This window comes from Streptomyces sp. NPDC020747, from assembly GCF_044334695.1.
Lineage (GTDB): Bacteria > Actinomycetota > Actinomycetes > Streptomycetales > Streptomycetaceae > Streptomyces.
This window is the reverse complement of the sequence record NZ_JBIRTJ010000007.1, coordinates 398,432-415,332: the sequence shown is the minus strand read 5'-3', so window position 1 is coordinate 415,332 and position 16,901 is coordinate 398,432. Positions and strand designations below refer to the sequence as shown.

13 protein-coding genes are annotated in these 16,901 nt (G+C 68.6%); 12 read left to right on the top strand and 1 reads right to left on the bottom strand.

Features of this window, described 5'->3' with window-relative positions; genetic code table 11:
* The first annotated feature begins 211 nt into the window (after positions 1-211).
* The 3 genes from ACH4YP_RS21285 (at position 212) to clpX (ending at position 3,046) form a co-directional block, all read left to right on the top strand.
* The gene (locus ACH4YP_RS21285) at positions 212-817 is read left to right on the top strand and encodes an ATP-dependent Clp protease proteolytic subunit (protein ID WP_055611887.1); all 606 of its coding nucleotides are present in this window, start codon (positions 212-214) and stop codon (positions 815-817) included.
* A gap of 101 nt (positions 818-918) precedes the next feature.
* Positions 919-1,599, top strand: a complete 681-nt coding sequence (locus tag ACH4YP_RS21280) for an ATP-dependent Clp protease proteolytic subunit (RefSeq protein ID WP_200398175.1) — start codon at positions 919-921, stop codon at positions 1,597-1,599.
* A 160-nt stretch (positions 1,600-1,759) separates the two neighbouring features.
* Positions 1,760-3,046 carry an ATP-dependent Clp protease ATP-binding subunit ClpX gene (gene clpX / locus ACH4YP_RS21275; RefSeq protein ID WP_361071483.1) on the top strand — a complete coding sequence of 429 codons (1,287 nt, stop codon included), beginning with the start codon at positions 1,760-1,762 and terminating at the stop codon, positions 3,044-3,046.
* 98 nt (positions 3,047-3,144) lie between these two features.
* Here the strand turns inward: clpX and ACH4YP_RS21270 are convergent, their stop codons facing one another.
* Complete coding sequence (locus ACH4YP_RS21270) at positions 3,145-4,077, bottom strand: hypothetical protein (protein ID WP_398491773.1); 933 nt, start codon at positions 4,075-4,077, stop codon at positions 3,145-3,147.
* 136 nt (positions 4,078-4,213) lie between these two features.
* Here ACH4YP_RS21270 and ACH4YP_RS21265 point away from each other — a divergent pair, with 136 nt between their 5' ends.
* The 9 genes from ACH4YP_RS21265 to rodA all read left to right on the top strand — a co-directional run bounded on the left by ACH4YP_RS21265 (position 4,214) and on the right by rodA (position 16,877).
* Positions 4,214-6,844: a valine--tRNA ligase gene (locus ACH4YP_RS21265; protein WP_361059273.1), complete on the top strand. Its 2,631-nt coding sequence runs from the start codon at positions 4,214-4,216 to the stop codon at positions 6,842-6,844.
* Positions 6,845-6,983: 139 nt separating this feature from the next.
* A complete protein-coding gene (locus ACH4YP_RS21260; RefSeq protein ID WP_361059275.1) occupies positions 6,984-8,498 on the top strand; it encodes a folylpolyglutamate synthase/dihydrofolate synthase family protein in 1,515 nt (504 codons plus the stop codon).
* 3 nt (positions 8,499-8,501) lie between these two features.
* Positions 8,502-8,861 (top strand): DUF4233 domain-containing protein, encoded by a 360-nt coding sequence (locus ACH4YP_RS21255; RefSeq protein WP_361059277.1) that lies wholly within the window; start codon positions 8,502-8,504, stop codon positions 8,859-8,861.
* Positions 8,862-9,053: 192 nt separating this feature from the next.
* On the top strand, positions 9,054-9,467 hold the full coding sequence (ndk, locus tag ACH4YP_RS21250) for a nucleoside-diphosphate kinase (RefSeq protein ID WP_361059279.1): 414 nt from the start codon (positions 9,054-9,056) through the stop codon (positions 9,465-9,467).
* Between the two features lie 1,046 nt (positions 9,468-10,513).
* The gene (locus tag ACH4YP_RS21245) at positions 10,514-11,533 is read left to right on the top strand and encodes a rod shape-determining protein (RefSeq protein ID WP_361059281.1); all 1,020 of its coding nucleotides are present in this window, start codon (positions 10,514-10,516) and stop codon (positions 11,531-11,533) included.
* A 165-nt stretch (positions 11,534-11,698) separates the two neighbouring features.
* Positions 11,699-12,643: a rod shape-determining protein MreC gene (gene mreC / locus ACH4YP_RS21240; protein WP_361059283.1), complete on the top strand. Its 945-nt coding sequence runs from the start codon at positions 11,699-11,701 to the stop codon at positions 12,641-12,643.
* A gap of 19 nt (positions 12,644-12,662) precedes the next feature.
* Positions 12,663-13,343 (top strand): rod shape-determining protein MreD, encoded by a 681-nt coding sequence (gene mreD, locus ACH4YP_RS21235; protein ID WP_361059285.1) that lies wholly within the window; start codon positions 12,663-12,665, stop codon positions 13,341-13,343.
* An 82-nt stretch (positions 13,344-13,425) separates the two neighbouring features.
* The gene (gene mrdA, locus ACH4YP_RS21230) at positions 13,426-15,681 is read left to right on the top strand and encodes a penicillin-binding protein 2 (RefSeq protein WP_398491768.1); all 2,256 of its coding nucleotides are present in this window, start codon (positions 13,426-13,428) and stop codon (positions 15,679-15,681) included.
* Positions 15,678-16,877 (top strand): rod shape-determining protein RodA, encoded by a 1,200-nt coding sequence (gene rodA / locus ACH4YP_RS21225; RefSeq protein WP_398491766.1) that lies wholly within the window; start codon positions 15,678-15,680, stop codon positions 16,875-16,877. The genes mrdA and rodA overlap by 4 nt, the downstream gene beginning before the upstream one ends.
* Positions 16,878-16,901 lie beyond the last annotated feature (24 nt).

Sequence of the window (16,901 nt, the reverse complement as noted above, 5' to 3'; positions counted from 1 at the left end):
TCACCCACCGCGGCGCATGCGCTCACAGCGAACAGTCACCTCTGCGGGATTCCCCGGAGGGACCCGCGCGTTAGGGTCCATGAGTACGAGGGCAGGGGAGTCCCCGGAGCCGTCCGACACGGCGCGCACACGGGGTCCCACGCCCCCAGCAGAAGACGTGAGACGGCCCGGCGCCGTCGTAAGACGAGCAGGTGGATACGTGACGAATCTGATGCCCACAGCCGCCGGCGACCCCATCGGTGGTGGCCTCGGCGACCAGGTCTACAACCGGCTGCTCGGCGAGCGGATCATCTTCCTCGGCCAGGCGGTCGACGACGACATCGCCAACAAGATCACGGCGCAGCTGCTGCTCCTTGCCTCCGACCCGGAGAAGGACATCTACCTCTACATCAACAGCCCCGGCGGCTCGATCACCGCCGGCATGGCGATCTACGACACCATGCAGTACATCAAGAACGACGTGGTGACGATCGCGATGGGCATGGCGGCCTCCATGGGCCAGTTCCTGCTGAGCGCGGGTACTCCGGGCAAGCGCTTCGCGCTGCCGAACGCGGAGATCCTGATCCACCAGCCCTCGGCCGGCCTCGCCGGTTCCGCGTCGGACATCAAGATCCACGCCGAGCGGCTGCTGCACACCAAGAAGCGGATGGCGGAGCTGACCTCCTTCCACACCGGCCAGACCGTGGAGCAGATCACCCGCGACTCCGACCGGGACCGCTGGTTCGACCCGGTCGAGGCCAAGGCGTACGGCCTCATCGACGACATCATGCCCACCGCTGCCGGAATGCCTGGCGGCGGCGGCACCGGGGCGGCATAGGTCGGCACACCGCCGACCCGGGTGCCGGCGTAGACCGGCACCAGCCCCTCCGAGCCCCCAGCCGACCGCCTCAGCCCTTATCAGGCTCTCCAGGAGACACAGTGAACGACTTCCCCGGCAGCGGCCTCTACGCCCGCACAGAGGCCGAGTACACCGGCCCTCGCGCGGAGTCCCGCTACGTCATCCCGCGCTTCGTCGAGCGCACCTCGCAGGGCGTCCGTGAGTACGACCCGTACGCGAAGCTGTTCGAGGAGCGCGTGATCTTCCTCGGCGTGCAGATCGACGACGCCTCCGCCAACGACGTCATGGCGCAGCTGCTGTGCCTGGAGTCGATGGACCCCGACCGGGACATCTCGGTCTACATCAACAGCCCCGGCGGCTCCTTCACGGCACTCACCGCGATTTACGACACGATGCAGTTCGTGAAGCCGGACGTTCAGACGGTCTGCATGGGCCAGGCCGCCTCGGCCGCCGCGATCCTGCTGGCCGCCGGTACACCGGGCAAGCGCATGGCACTTCCCAACGCCCGTGTGCTGATCCACCAGCCGTACAGCGAGACCGGCCGAGGCCAGGTCTCGGACCTCGAAATCGCGGCGAACGAAATCCTCCGCATGCGCGCCCAGCTGGAAGACATGCTGGCCAAGCACTCGACGACGCCGATCGAGAAGATCCGCGAGGACATCGAGCGCGACAAGATCCTCACGGCCGAGGACGCCCTCGCGTACGGCCTGATCGACCAGATCATCTCGACCCGGAAGATGAACAACGCATCGGTCGCGTGACGCGGCGCTGTATCGTCTGCCGCTCCTTGACGCGGTTCACGACAAAGTGAACCGCGCCAAGGGGGGCCCGAACGAGGGGCTCGGCAAGGTACCGTCGGACATAAGGCAGCACCAGGAGCCGCTGGACCTAGGCGTCTCCCAGGCGAAGGGGAAGCACACCGTGGCACGCATCGGTGACGGCGGCGATCTGCTCAAGTGCTCGTTCTGTGGCAAGAGCCAGAAGCAGGTCAAGAAGCTCATCGCAGGCCCTGGTGTGTACATCTGCGACGAGTGCATCGATCTCTGCAACGAGATCATCGAGGAAGAGCTCGCGGAGACGAGCGAGGTGCGTTGGGAAGAACTTCCCAAACCTCGCGAGATCTACGAGTTCCTCGAGGGGTACGTCGTAGGCCAGGAGTCGGCCAAGAAGGCCCTCTCGGTCGCGGTGTACAACCACTACAAGCGGGTCCAGGCCGGCGAGAACAGCACAGGTCAGAACCGCGAGGACGCCATCGAGTTGGCGAAGTCCAACATCCTGCTCCTCGGCCCCACGGGCTCGGGCAAGACGCTCCTCGCCCAGACCCTGGCCCGCATGCTGAACGTCCCGTTCGCCATCGCCGACGCGACGGCGCTGACGGAGGCCGGCTATGTGGGCGAGGACGTCGAGAACATCCTGCTGAAGCTCATCCAGGCCGCCGACTACGACGTCAAGAAGGCCGAGACGGGCATCATCTACATCGACGAGATCGACAAGGTGGCTCGTAAGAGCGAAAACCCGTCGATCACGCGGGATGTGAGCGGCGAGGGCGTCCAGCAGGCCCTGTTGAAGATCCTTGAGGGCACGACGGCCTCGGTCCCGCCCCAGGGCGGACGCAAGCATCCGCACCAGGAGTTCATCCAGATCGACACGACGAACGTCCTGTTCATCGTGGGCGGCGCCTTCGCGGGCCTGGAGAAGCTCGTCGAGTCCCGCGCGGGTGCCAAGGGCATCGGCTTCGGCGCGACGATCCGCTCCAAGAAGGAGTTGGAGGCGAAGGACCGCTTCGAGGACGTCATGCCCGAGGACCTGGTGAAGTTCGGCATGATCCCCGAGTTCATCGGCCGCCTCCCGGTCATCACGTCGGTCCACAACCTCGACCGCGAGGCCCTCCTCGAGATCCTCGTCGAGCCCCGCAACGCGCTGGTGAAGCAGTACCAGCGCCTCTTCGAACTCGACGGCGTGGAGCTGGAATTCGAGCGCGAGGCCCTCGAAGCCATCGCCGACCAGGCCATCCTCCGCCAGACCGGCGCGCGCGGCCTGCGCGCCATCATGGAAGAGGTCCTCCAGGCGGTGATGTACGAGGTCCCGTCCCGCAAGGACGTGGCCCGCGTCGTCATCACGTCGGAGGTCGTCCGCTCGAACGTGAACCCGACCCTGATCCCGCGGGACGCGCGGGGACGGGGACCGGGCGAGCAGAAGACCGCCTAGGCGGCACGCACACACGAGGTACGAGGAAGGGGCCCCGGTCAACAGACCGGGGCCCCTTCCTCGTTGAGACTGCTCCAGAGACCGCTTGGAACGTACGGTCAGGCCTTGACGCGGACTTCCTTGCGGAGCTTGGCGGCGGTCTCGGCCGATTCATTGGGGTCGGCACTCTTGCCCGCCGCGACGTCCGTGAGCTCCATCGGCATGACGAAGCCGAGCGTGCTGTGGTCGCCCCAGACGCAGTACGTCATGGTCACCGACTTCGGCTCGTTGGCCTCGCCGTCGGTGTTGTCCACCTTGGCGTTCTGGCACTTCATGACGGCGCCGTCCAACGAGTCGGGCTTGTACTCCTTCGGGCTGCCGACGACGGTGACGCCCTCCTCACCCTGGGAGTCCTTCTTCATGAAGGCGAGGAATCCGTCGACCGCCTTCTCCGGGTCCTCGATGTCGCCGTAGACGCCACCGAAGGTGATCAGCTTCCCGGCCAGCGGGTTGGATTTGTCGCCCGCCTGGTAGTTGGCGCTGACGTCCTTGGCGTTCTTCACGCCCCAGGACTCGGCGTCCTTGAGGTCCGACTTGGACATGCCGTCGGAGCTGGAGGCGTCACCCTTCTTGTACTCCGTGAGTACGGTCGCCGGAGTAGTCAGCTTGTGGGGGCCGTCGTCCGCGACGTCCGCGGAGCCGCTGCTGCCGCTTCCGACGACGAAGTACGCGCCGACCGCGATCGCCGCCACGACCGCGACCGCGCCGATGATGAGGCCCGTCTTCTTCTTGCCGCCGCCCGGGGCCGGCGGCATCGGCGCGCCGTAGGGGGCGCCGGGGGGCTGCTGGCCGTAGCCGGGCTGCTGGGGCGGAACCCCGGGAGGGGCCTGCTGGGGGTACCCGTAGCCGGGCTGCTGCTGAGGCGCCTGCTGCGGGTAGCCGTAGCCGGGCTGGGGGGCCTGCGGCGGCTGCTGGCCGTAAGGACCCGGCTGACCGTACGGTCCGGGCTGCTGAGGCTGCCCGCCGTACGGGCCCGGCTGGTTGTAGCTCATTTCTGGGTTCCCCTCCAGATGCTTATGTGTTCCGAACATCCTGACCCAAGGGGAGGGCGGGTGGAGCATCGGGGCCCTCACCGTTACTAAGTAATCGAGTTTCAGAGCGAGCCCGTGACACCCCTAAACTGACCCCGTGACCGAGAACGCTCAGCAGCAGACGCCAGCCAACGCCCCCGAACTGCCGACCCAGTACGCGCCGGCCGAGGTAGAGGGGAAGCTGTACGAGCGCTGGGTGGAACGGGGTTACTTCGCCGCCGACGCGAAGAGCGAGAAGCCGCCGTACACCATCGTCATTCCGCCGCCGAACGTCACCGGGTCGCTGCACCTGGGGCACGCCTTCCAGCACACGCTCATGGACGCGCTGACCAGGCGCAAGCGCATGCAGGGGTACGAGGCGCTGTGGCTGCCGGGCATGGACCACGCCGGTATCGCCACGCAGAACAAGGTCGAGCAGCAGCTTGCCGAGGAGGGCAAGTCGCGGCACGACCTCGGGCGCGAGGAGTTCGTCGAGCGCGTCTGGCAGTGGAAGGAAGAGTACGGCGGCAGGATCCTCGGGCAGATGCGCCGGCTCGGGGACGGCGTGGACTGGGACCGCGAGCGGTTCACCATGGACGAGGGGCTGTCCAAGGCCGTCCAGACCATCTTCAAGAAGCTGTACGACGACGAGCTGATCTACCGCGCCGAGCGCATCATCAATTGGTGTCCCCGCTGTCTGACGGCCATTTCGGACATCGAGGTCGAGTACCAGGAGGACGACGGCGAGCTCGTCTCCATCAAGTACGGCGAGGGTGACGAGACGCTCGTCGTCGCCACCACCCGCGCCGAGACGATGCTCGGTGACACCGCCGTCGCCGTTCACCCCGACGACGAGCGCTACCGCCACCTCATCGGCAAGCGCATCAAGCTGCCGCTGACCGACCGCACCATCCCGGTCGTCGCGGACACGCACGTCGACCCCGAGTTCGGCACGGGTGCCGTCAAGGTCACCCCCGCCCACGACCCGAACGACTTCGCGATCGGCCGGCGCCACGGCCTGGAGTCGATCACGGTCATGGACGAGCGGGCGATCATCACCGTCCACGGCCCCTTCGAGGGACTCGACCGCTACGAGGCGCGCTCCGCCATCGTCGGCGCGCTGCGCTCGCAGGGCCGGATCGTCGCCGAGAAGCGTCCGTACGTCCACAGCGTCGGGCACTGCTCGCGCTGCCGGACCACCATCGAGCCGCGGCAGTCCCTGCAGTGGTGGGTCAAGGTCGGCCCGCTCGCGCAGGCCGCCGGTGACGCGGTCCGCGACGGCCGGGTGAAGATCCACCCCGAGGACATGTCGAAGCGGTACTTCGACTGGGTCGACAACCTCAACGACTGGAACATCTCGCGTCAGCTGTGGTGGGGCCACCGCATCCCGATCTGGTACGGCCCGGACGGCGAGACGGTCTGCGTCGGCCCCGACGAGCAGCCGCCGGGCACCGAGGCCGAGGGCTGGAGGCAGGACACCGACGTCCTCGACACCTGGTTCTCGTCCGGCCTGTGGCCGTTCTCCACGCTCGGCTGGCCCGAACAGACCCCGGACCTGCGGAAGTTCTACTCGACGGACGTCCTGCTCACCGGCCACGACATCATCTTCTTCTGGGTCGCCCGGATGATGATGTTCGGTCTGTACGCGATGGACGGCGAGGTCCCCTTCAAGACCATCGCCCTGACCGGTCTGGTCCGTGACGAGCGCGGCAAGAAGATGTCGAAGTCGTTCGGCAACGTCGTCGACCCGCTCGACTGGATGGACGCGTACGGCTCCGACGCCGTCCGCTTCACCCTGGCCCGCGGTGCCAACCCCGGTACGGACGTGCCGATCGGCGAGGACTGGGTCCAGGCGTCCCGGAACTTCGCCAACAAGATCTGGAACGCGACGCGGTTCGCGCTGATGAACGGCGCGACGGTCGAGGGCCCGCTCCCGGACGCGTCCGAGATGTCGGCGACGGACCGGTGGATCCTCTCCCGTCTCAACGAGACCGTCGCCCAAGTCGACGCGCTCTACGAGGACTTCCAGTTCGCGAAGCTCTCCGACGCGCTCTACCACTTCGCGTGGGGCGAGGTCTTCGACTGGTACGTCGAGCTGTCGAAGACGACGTTCATGGCGGGCGGCGCCGCCGCCGACGTCAGCAAGCGCGTCCTCGGCGAGGTCCTGGACGTCACGCTGCGGCTGCTGCACCCGGTCGTCCCGTTCGTCACGGAGACGCTCTGGACCACCCTCACCGGTGGCGAGTCCGTCGTGATCGCGGACTGGCCGAAGGACAGTGGTTTCCGTGACACCGGCGCCGAGCGGGAGATCGAGACGCTTCAGCAGGTCATCACGGAGGTCCGCCGCTTCCGTGCCGACCAGGGGCTGCAGCCCGGCCAGCGGGTCCCGGCCCGGCTGACCCTCGACGGGACCGCCCTCGCCCCGCACGAGGCGGCCATCCGCCAGCTGCTGCGCCTCCAGCCCGAGGGCGACGCCTTCGCGGCCACGGCGACCCTGCCGGTCTCGGGCGCACAGGTCGCGCTCGACCTCTCCGGCACGATCGACGTCGCCGCCGAGCGCAAGCGGCTTGCCAAGGACTTGGCCGCCGCCGAGAAGGAGAAGGCGCAGTCGAACGCCAAGCTCGGCAACGAGGCGTTCCTCGCGAAGGCGCCGGATCATGTCGTGGACAAGATCCGGGGGCGGCTCGCCAAGGCCGACGAGGACATCGCCCGTATCCAGGCTCAGCTGGAGGGGCTGCCGCAGGCCTAACCGCCTCCGGCGAGGGTGAGCGTGTACGTGGCCGATGGCCCCGGGACCTGGTGGCTCCGGGGCCATCGGTCTGCCGCCCGTCCCCGACGGGGCTCGGCCCTCTCCCGCCGCTGTCGGTGCGGCTCCGTAGACTGGGGGTGTGAGCGAGCTCCCGCACGACAGCAGTGAGTCAGACCCGTCCGACCCGTTCGACGAGATCGTCGAGGCGGAGACCGGGCGTGATCCCGATCTGGCCGTGATCGAGGCCGGCAGCCGTACCCTGCGCACGCAGGGCGTGGCGCCGGAGTCCGACATTCCCACGCGCCCGTCCGACCAGGAGACCGACAAGGCGCTCCGCGAGGTCGAGGCCGAGCTGGCCTCGCGCTGGGGCGAGACCAAGCTGGAACCGTCCGTGAGCCGGATCGCCGCGCTCATGGACGTACTGGGGGAGCCACAGCGCGCGTATCCCGCCATCCACATCACGGGGACGAACGGCAAGACGTCGACCGCCCGCATGATCGAGGCCCTCCTCGGCGCCTTCGACCTGCGCACCGGGCGGTACACCTCGCCGCACGTCCAGTCGATCACCGAGCGCATCAGTCTGGACGGCGCCGCGATCCCCGCCGAGCGGTTCGTGGAGACGTACCGGGACATCAAGCCGTACGTCGAGATGGTCGACTCCCAGCAGGAGTTCCGCCTCTCCTTCTTCGAGGTCCTCACGGGCATGGCGTACGCGGCCTTCGCGGACGCGCCCGTCGACGTGGCCGTCGTGGAGGTGGGGATGGGAGGCAGCTGGGACGCGACGAACGTGATCGACGGGGATGTCGCCGTCGTGACCCCGATCGATCTGGACCACACCGACCGGCTCGGTACCACCCCCGGGGAGATCGCCAAGGAGAAGGCCGGGATCGTCAAGCAGGACGCGACGGTGATCCTGGCCCAGCAGCCCGTCGACGCCGCCCAGGTGATGCTCAAGAAGGCCGTCGAGGTCGATGCCACAGTCGCCCGCGAGGGGCTCGAGTTCGGCGTCGTGAGCCGCCAGGTCGCCGTCGGCGGGCAGCTGCTGACTCTCCGGGGGCTGGGCGGGGAGTACGACGAGGTGTACATCCCGCTGCACGGGGCGTACCAGGCGCACAACGCGGCGGTGGCGCTCGCCGCGGTGGAGGCGTTCTTCGGGGTCGGCTCGCAGCGGCCCGAGCCGCTCGACATCGGCACGGTCCGCAAGGCCTTCGCGGCGGTCTCCTCGCCGGGGCGGCTGGAGATCGTGCGGCGGTCGCCGACGATCGTGCTGGACGCGGCGCACAATCCGGCGGGGGCCCGGGCGACCGCCGAGGGGGTCCGCGAGGTCTTCGACTTCAGCCGGCTGATCGGTGTCGTGGGATCGAGCGGGGACAAGAACGTACGGGGGCTGCTCGAAGCCTTCGAGCCGATCTTCACCGAGGTCGTCGTCACACAGAACTCCAGCCAGCGGGCCATGGACGTGGACTCGCTCGCCGCGATCGCCGTCGAGGTGTTCGGGGACGACCGGGTGCAGGTCGAGTCCCGGCTGGACGACGCCTTGGAGGCCGCGATCACGCTGGCCGAGGAGGAGGCGGAGTACGCGGGGGCCGGTGTCCTGGTGACCGGTTCCGTGATCACGGTGGGCGAGGCCCGGTTGCTGCTGGGGAGGGGCTGATCCGTGCGTACGCTCTGTGCTTCGACGCTGATCGGTGAGTTCTTCGTCATCGGTTTCGCGGGACTTGTCGCGATGAAGGATCCCGATCTGTCCATGGCCACGGTCTGGACGGTGAGCGGGGTCGCGATGGTGCTGTGTCTGCTGCTCTGCGGGATGATCACGCGGCCTGGGGGTGTTCAGCTGGGCTGGGCGCTGCAGGTTCTGCTGATCGCGAGCGGGTTCGTCGTGCCGACCATGTTCTTCCTCGGGGCCGTCTTCGCCGCGCTGTGGTGGGCGTCGGTCCATTTCGGACGGAAGGTGGAGGAAGCGAAGGCGCGCTTCGCCGCGCAGGCCGAGGCCGGGGTCGGGGGTAACGCGGCGTAGGCGCTTGAAATTCAGCCCCTCCGGCGTTTGAGGAGCGGGGGTTCGGGGGCGGAGCCCCTGAGTAGGGGACGATGGGGGTCGGCCCGTATCGGACCGGTCCATCCCTTAGCACCTGACGCTGTGTGACACGCACCCGGACACGCCCTGTAATCTCGGTCATCCGCACATCTGTGACCTGAAGGAGCCACCACCGTGAGCCAGCGCACCCTCGTCCTTCTCAAGCCCGACGCGGTCCGTCGCGGCCTGACCGGCGAGATCATCAGCCGCATCGAGCGCAAGGCCGGCTGGGAGATCACCGCGCTGGAGCTGCGCACGCTGGACCAGGACACGCTGGAGCAGCACTACGGCGAGCACAAGGGCAAGCCCTTCTACGAGCCCCTGGTCGCCTTCATGGCCTCCGGCCCGGTCGTGGCGCTGGTCGTCGAGGGCGAGCGCGTCATCGAGGGCGTACGGGCACTCGCGGGCCCGACCGACCCGATCGCCGCCGCTCCCGGCTCCATCCGTGGTGACTTCGGTGTGATCGTCCGGGAGAACCTGATCCACGCCTCCGACTCCGAGGAGTCCGCCGAACGCGAGCTGAAGCTCTTCTTCCCGGGCCTCGCCTGACCGGCGGCCCGACGAACCCCGAGGCCCGCGCCACCAGCGGGCCGACGGGCGACGGACCGAGCGCGAAGCACGGTCGCGGAACTCGGACGCCCGGACACGACGCAGTCGCCCGGGAGACACTGCAAGGCCCAAGGCCCAAGGCTCGGTGCCCTGTGCCTCAGGTCCAGACCCCAGGTCGCAGTCCCGGTCGGCGGGGTCGCGGGTCCGGCGGTCGCGGGGCTCGTCGTGGCGTATGCCGGGCTCGGCCGGGGCCCTGCGTTTCACGCCGCAGTCCCCAGTCCCCAGGTCCCGTGCCCCATGGCCAGCTCCCGTGCCGTTCCTGGCGCCTGGCCCACTCCCGGCGGCCGGGGCCGCTCCCCCAGGCGCGCGGGCGCCCGGAGGACCGGGTTCTGCACCCGGCAGGCCTGGCGGGCCCAGGCACGCCCGACCTGGGCTCACGAAGCCCGGCGTCCGGGGCGCAGGCCAGCCAGACCCGAGCCCGCCAAGCTCGGCACCCCGAGGCGCAGGCCCGCCAAACCCGAGCGCTCCAAGCCCGGCACCCCGGGGCGTGGGCTGGCCAGACCCGGGCGGCCAGACCTGGGCGGCCGGACCCGCGCGGTGGGACCCGGGCGGGTCGGTCCAGGCAAGCCAGGCCCAGGCTCGCCAGACCCGGCAAGCCAGGCCCAGGCTCGCCAGACCCGGCCGTCCCCCACCCCCTCACCCCTCGTTCACGCCCCACCCGCCCGTTTGCCCCACCGAAGAACCCGCCCCGCCAAGAATCTTCTGATGTTGTGTCAGGTACCTGGGCTTCTGACCTGGGAGCGGCGCACAATGGCTGCTGACGGCTGGCATATGCGTGGCGATCGGGGGAACGCGTTCCCCCGATGGACCGTCTCCAGAAGCGGGGCGGCACGTCATCTGGTCACAATGGCGAAGACCCTCGCGCGGTGTTCGTGGAGGCGAGACTACGATGGAAGCCTTCACGTCACAGCGCTCACCCTCGCCGACCTAAAAAGCCATCAAAAGCTCCACTTGGGAAGGCCAGACGAATCCTGATGGGGAACTCAATGTCGTTCATCGGCCGTGACATGGCTGTCGACCTCGGGACCGCCAACACGCTGGTGTACGTCAGGGGTCGCGGGATCGTACTCAACGAGCCGTCCGTCGTCGCGATCAACACCAACACCGGTGGCATCCTCGCGGTCGGCGCGGAAGCGAAGAAGATGATCGGGCGGACGCCTGGCAACATCGTTGCCGTGCGCCCGCTGAAGGACGGCGTCATCGCCGACTTCGAGATCACCGAGCGTATGCTCCGCTACTTCATCCTGAAGATCCACAAGCGGCGCTATCTCGCCCGTCCTCGCGTCGTCGTCTGTGTGCCCTCGGGCATCACGGGCGTCGAGCGCCGTGCCGTCATCGAGGCGTCGTCCCAGGCCGGCGCCCGCCAGGTGCACATCATCGAGGAGCCCATGGCCGCGGCCATCGGCTCCGGCCTGCCGGTCCACGAGGCCACGGGCAACATGGTGGTGGACATCGGCGGCGGCACCACGGAGGTCGCGGTCATCTCGCTCGGCGGAATCGTCACGGCACAGTCCATCCGTGTCGCCGGCGACGAGCTGGACAACGCGATCATCCAGCACATCAAGAAGGAGTACTCGCTCCTTCTCGGTGAGCGGACGGCCGAGCAGATCAAGATCACGATCGGTTCCGCGTACGACCTCGACGACGACCAGCACACCGAAATCCGCGGCCGGGACCTGGTCTCCGGCCTCCCTAAGACCGTAGTCATCTCGGCCGCCGAAGTCCGCAAGGCGATCGAGGAGCCCGTCAACGCCATCGTCGACGCGGTCAAGACCACCCTCGACAAGTGCCCGCCGGAGCTGTCCGGCGACGTCATGGACCGCGGGATCGTGCTCACCGGTGGTGGCGCCCTGCTGCGCGGTCTCGACGAGCGGCTGCGTCGCGAGACGGGCATGCCGATCCATATCGCGGAGGATCCGCTCGACAGCGTGGCGCTCGGCTCCGGCAAGTGCGTCGAGGAGTTCGAGGCGCTCCAGCAGGTTCTGGACGCCCAGCCGCGCAGATGACGTAACTCTTCGATTCCGCCGTACGGGATGATCCCTTCTCGTACGGCGGATCGTTGATATTGGGGCATAGGCTCCCCCGTAACGCCGCCCGTGGATCCGCCGCACTCCGGGGATTTTCCGGGTGAGTCATACACGTATTCGACGAGGAAGGCACGGCCGCCGCACGTGAGGGACACACGAGAGAGCCGGCTGCTCTTGGTGCTGCTGATCGCCATCGCGTTCGCTTTGATCACGGTGGACATCCGTGGTGGCAAGGATTCGCCGGTCGACGGTGCCCGGCAGGCCGCCGCCACCGTCTTCGGCCCGATCGAGAACGGGGTGTCCTCCGCGGTCGACCCCGTCGGCAACGCGATCGAGGCCGTGAAGGGCTCCGGTGGCCGCCACGACCGCATCGCCCAACTGGAGCGCGACAACGCCGCGTTGAAGGCGAAGCTGGGCAGCGACGACCGCAACCGCAGCCGCCTCAAACAGCTCGACAAGGTCCTCAAGACGGCCGGCGCCGGGCAGTACGGCATCAAGGGTGCCGAGGTCATCGCCATAGGAGCGGCCCAGGGCTTCTCCTGGACCGTGACCATCGACGTCGGCGCGAACGACGGCATCAAGCGCGACATGACCGTCCTGAACGGGGACGGGCTGGTCGGGCGCGTCACCACCGTGGGGCCCAACACCGCCACCGTGCTGCTCGCCAACGACCCCGACTTCACGGTCGGCACACGCATGGAGTCCACCGACGAGCTGGGCTTCGCCTCCGGCCAGGGGGACCGCCCGCTGCGCGTGGAGCTGCTCAACGGCAAGGCCAAGATCAAGAACGGCGACCGGCTGGTCACCTTCGGATCCCAGGCCGACCGGCCGTTCGTGCCCGGAGTGCCCGTGGGCATCGTGTCCCGCGTCGACCCCTCCGGCGGCGACCTGACCCGCACGCTCTACGTCACGCCGTACGTGTCCTTCACCAAGCTCGACATCGTCGGCGTCGTCGTCCAGGCCCCGCGCAAGGACCCACGTGACGACGTGCTGCCGCCCAAACCGGAACCAACGCCCACGCCGACCGTGACCGTGACGGTCACGCCCTCGGCGAACGCGCCCGCCGACGGTCTGCAGCAAGAGCAGTAGGAAGCAGGAGCTGAATCCCATGCGCTTCAACCGAATGCTGCTCTCCACCACCCTCGTGGTCGTCGCCCTGGTGATCCAGGTGAGCGTGCTGGCCCGGCTCCACCTGCCGGGCGCCGTCCCCGACCTGCTGCTGCTCACCGTGCTCGGCCTCGCCCTGGTCTACGGCCATGTCGGCGGCGCCCTCGTCGGCTTCGGCGCGGGCCTGCTCGCCGACCTGGCCCCGCCCGCCGACCACGCCGCCGGACGCTACGCCCTCGTGCTCTGCGTCATCGGCTACCTCGCCGGACTCGCCAAACCCGACAACGGCCAGCTCAAGTCCGCGACCGGCCCGATGGCCGTGGTCGTCGCCGCCGCCGTCGGATCCACCCTCCTGTACGCGGGCGTGGGCGCCCTCGTCGGCGACACCGCCGCCCGCCATGTGGGCCTGAGCAGCCTGCTGTTCACCGCCGCCCTGTACGACCTGCTGCTCGCCCCGTTCGTCGTGCCGGGGATCATGGCCCTGGCCCGGCGTGCCGAGAACGACCCGCTCGCGGAGGCAGGCGGCGGCGGTGGTTCCGGCAAGAAACCCGACGTCACCGCGGGCTGGCTGTCCTCCGGCACGGGCCTGAGCATCGGCAGCCAGCGCGGCGGCCTGAGAGTCAAGGCGGCCAGGGCGCGCGTCGCGCGTGCGGGACGCATCAAGGGGGTCAAGCGGCTGTGAGAGCGGCGCTCGCGACAACAACTGCACACCGGATGGGCTCTCACGACGACAGCACACCGTACGAGCTGAGGGAGGGGGAGCAGTGACCAACATCCCGGAGACCGGCCGGAGCCCACGGGTCCAGATCCGGCTCGTCGTCATCCAGATCCTCGTGCTCTCGCTCCTGGGCACCCTCGGCGGGCGCCTGTGGTACCTCCAGATCCGCAACGGCGACGAGTACGCCAAGGAAGCCTCCGGCAACCACGTCCAGCAGGTCGTCAGCCCCGCCGTGCGCGGCTCGATCCTCGACGCCCGCGGGGTGCCGATCGCCGACAACGAGACCCGGCTCGTGGTCTCCGCGTCCCGCACCGACCTGCTGAAGATGAAGGACGACGGCGACGCCGTCCTCACCAAGCTCGCGCGGGTCCTCGGCCTGAAGGCAAAGGACGTCCTGGACAAGGTCCGGCTGTGCGACTCGAAGACCCCGCAGCCGTGCTGGAACGGCTCGCCCTACCAGCCGATCCCCATCACCGACGAGGCCACGGCCAAGCAGGCCCTGCAGATCCGCGAGCGCGCCGAGGACTTCCCCGGCATCACCGCCGAACCGATGGCCGTCCGCCGCTACGCCGCCCCCGGTGAGGCAAACACCGCGCAGGTCCTCGGCTATCTCTCGCCCGTCACCGACGAGGAGATCACCAAGGCCAAGGACACCGCGTCGCCGTATCTGCGCTCCGACCAGGTCGGCCGCTCCGGCCTTGAGCGCGAGTACGACAAGCAACTGCGCGGCAAGGCCGGCGTCACCCGCTACGAGGTCGACAACCTCGGCCGCGTCATCGGCCAGGCCAAGAGCGACGAGGCCCAGCCCGGCGCCAACGTCGTCACCAGCATCGACTCCCGCGTCCAGCGCGTCGCCGAGTACGAGCTGAACGAGGCGATGAAGGCCGCCCGCGACGTGTACGACGACAACACCGGCGAGAACTACAAGGCCGACTCCGGCGCGGTCGTCGTCATGGAGGCCAAGACCGGCCGCGTCGTCGCGATGGCGTCCAACCCGTCGTACGACCCGAACGCCTGGGTCGGCGGCATCTCCGGCAAGGACTACACCAAGCTCACCGGCAAGGGCTCCAACTACCCGCTCCTGAACCGCGCGATCCAGGGCCAGTCGGCCCCCGGCTCCGTCTTCAAGGTCATCCCGACCGCCGCCGCGGTCAACGCGGGCTACTCCTTCAACGGCCCCTACCAGTGCTCCAGCTCGTACTCCATCGGCGGCCAGGTCTTCAACAACTTCGAGTCCAAGGGGTACGGCCCGATCAGCCTCGGCCGCGCCCTGGAGGTCTCCTGCGACACCGTCTTCTACCGGCTCTCCCACGAGGAGTGGAAGCGGGACGGCGGCACCAAGCCGAAGAAGAACGCCAAGGACTGGTTCTACAAGACGGCCCACCAGTTCGGCCTCGGCAAGGAGACCGGCATCGACCTGCCGAACGAGGTCGCCGGCCGCGTCCCCGACCGCCAGTGGAAGCAGGACTACTGGAAGGCCAACAAGGACGCCTGGTGCAAGTACGGCAAGAAGGGCGGTTCGTACGCCCAGCAGATCGCGTACGAGAACTGCCTGGAAGGCAACCGGATGCGTGCCGGTGACTCCGTCAACTACTCGATCGGCCAGGGCGACACGCTCGTCACCCCGATCCAGATGGCGACGATCTACTCGGCGATCTCCAACGGCGGCACCCTCTACGACCCGACCGTCGGCAAGGCGATCATCAGCCCCGACGGCAAGACCGTCCAGGAGATCAAGCCGAAGTCGCACGGCAAGCTGCCGATGACGCGGAAGACGCGCGACGAGATAGACGGTGCCCTCGCGGGAGTCGCGACCCGCGGTTCGGCCGCCTGGCGGTTCGGCGGCTGGCCGCAGGACAAGATCCCGATGCACGCCAAGACGGGTACGGCCGAGGTCTACGGCAAGCAGACGACCTCGTGGTTCACGACGTACACCAAGGACTACTCGGTCGTCATGACCATCTCCCAGGGTGGTACGGGTTCCGGTGCCTCGGCCCCCGCCGTGCGCAAGATCTACAACGCGCTGTACGGCATCTCCGAGGACGGCACGATCGACAAGAAGAAGGCCCTGCTCAACACCCCGCAGAAGAGCCTCCCGAAGATCGAGGCCGACGGTTCGATCGACTCCCCGAAGGTCGAGAAGTACCCGGCCAAGGAGGAGCAGGCCTCCGAGGAGGGCGGGCAGCAGCCGGTGTCGGGTGACGACCCGGCCGCCACCGTGCCGGACCCCAACACCGGCAACAACCGCGACGGCCGAAGGCGCTCGGCCCGCCCGAAGAAGAGGCGGAGGACGCTCACATGACCGGCTCGAACGGATTCTCCGTCTCCGGATACGGGCCCGAACGCTCCCCCCTGTCGCGGCTGTTCGCCCGCGACTCGCTGGCCCGCAGGCTCGACTGGCCGATACTGTTCTCGGCCATCGCGCTCTCCCTGATCGGCGCGGCCCTCGTCTACTCGGCGACCCGCAACCGCACCGAGCTCAACCAGGGCGACCCGTACTACTTCCTGTTCCGGCATCTGCTCAACACGGGCATCGGCTTCGCCCTGATGATCGGCACGGTCTGGCTCGGCCACCGCACCCTGCGCACGGCCGTACCGATCCTTTACGGCCTGTCCGTCTTCCTGATCCTCCTTGTGCTGACCCCGCTCGGCGCGACCATCAACGGCGCGCACGCGTGGATCGTCATCGGCGGCGGCTTCTCGCTCCAGCCCTCCGAGTTCGTGAAGATCACGATCATCCTGGGCATGGCGATGCTGCTCGCGGCCCGGGTCGACGCCGGCGACAAGCCCTACCCCGACCACCGCACGGTCCTCCAGGCGCTCGGCCTGGCCGCCGTACCGATACTGATCGTCCTGCTCATGCCCGACCTCGGCTCGGTCATGGTCATGGTGATCGTCGTGCTCGGCGTGCTGCTCGCCTCCGGCGCCTCCAACCGCTGGGTCTTCGGGCTGCTCGGCACCGGGGCCCTCGGCGCGATCGCGGTCTGGCAGCTCAAGATCCTCGACGAGTACCAGATCAACCGCTTCGCGGCCTTCGCCAACCCCGAGCTCGACCCGGCGGGCGTCGGCTACAACACCAACCAGGCGCGTATCGCGATCGGCTCCGGCGGTCTCTTCGGCACCGGCCTCGGCAAGGGTTCGCAGACCACCGGCCAGTTCGTGCCCGAGCAGCAGACGGACTTCGTCTTCACGGTCGCGGGCGAGGAGCTCGGCTTCGTCGGCGCCGGCCTGATCCTGGTCCTGCTGGGCATCGTGCTGTGGCGGGCCTGCCGCATCGCCCGCGAGACGACCGAGCTGTACGGCACGATCGTCGCCGCCGGGATCATCGCCTGGTTCGCCTTCCAGTCCTTCGAGAACGTCGGCATGACCCTCGGCATCATGCCGGTGGCGGGACTACCACTGCCCTTTGTGTCGTACGGAGGCTCGTCGATGTTCGCCGTCTGGGTGGCGGTGGGGCTGTTGCAGTCGATCCGAGTGCAACGACCCATGTCGGCCTAGCGGACCTTCGGGGTCTGCCCATGA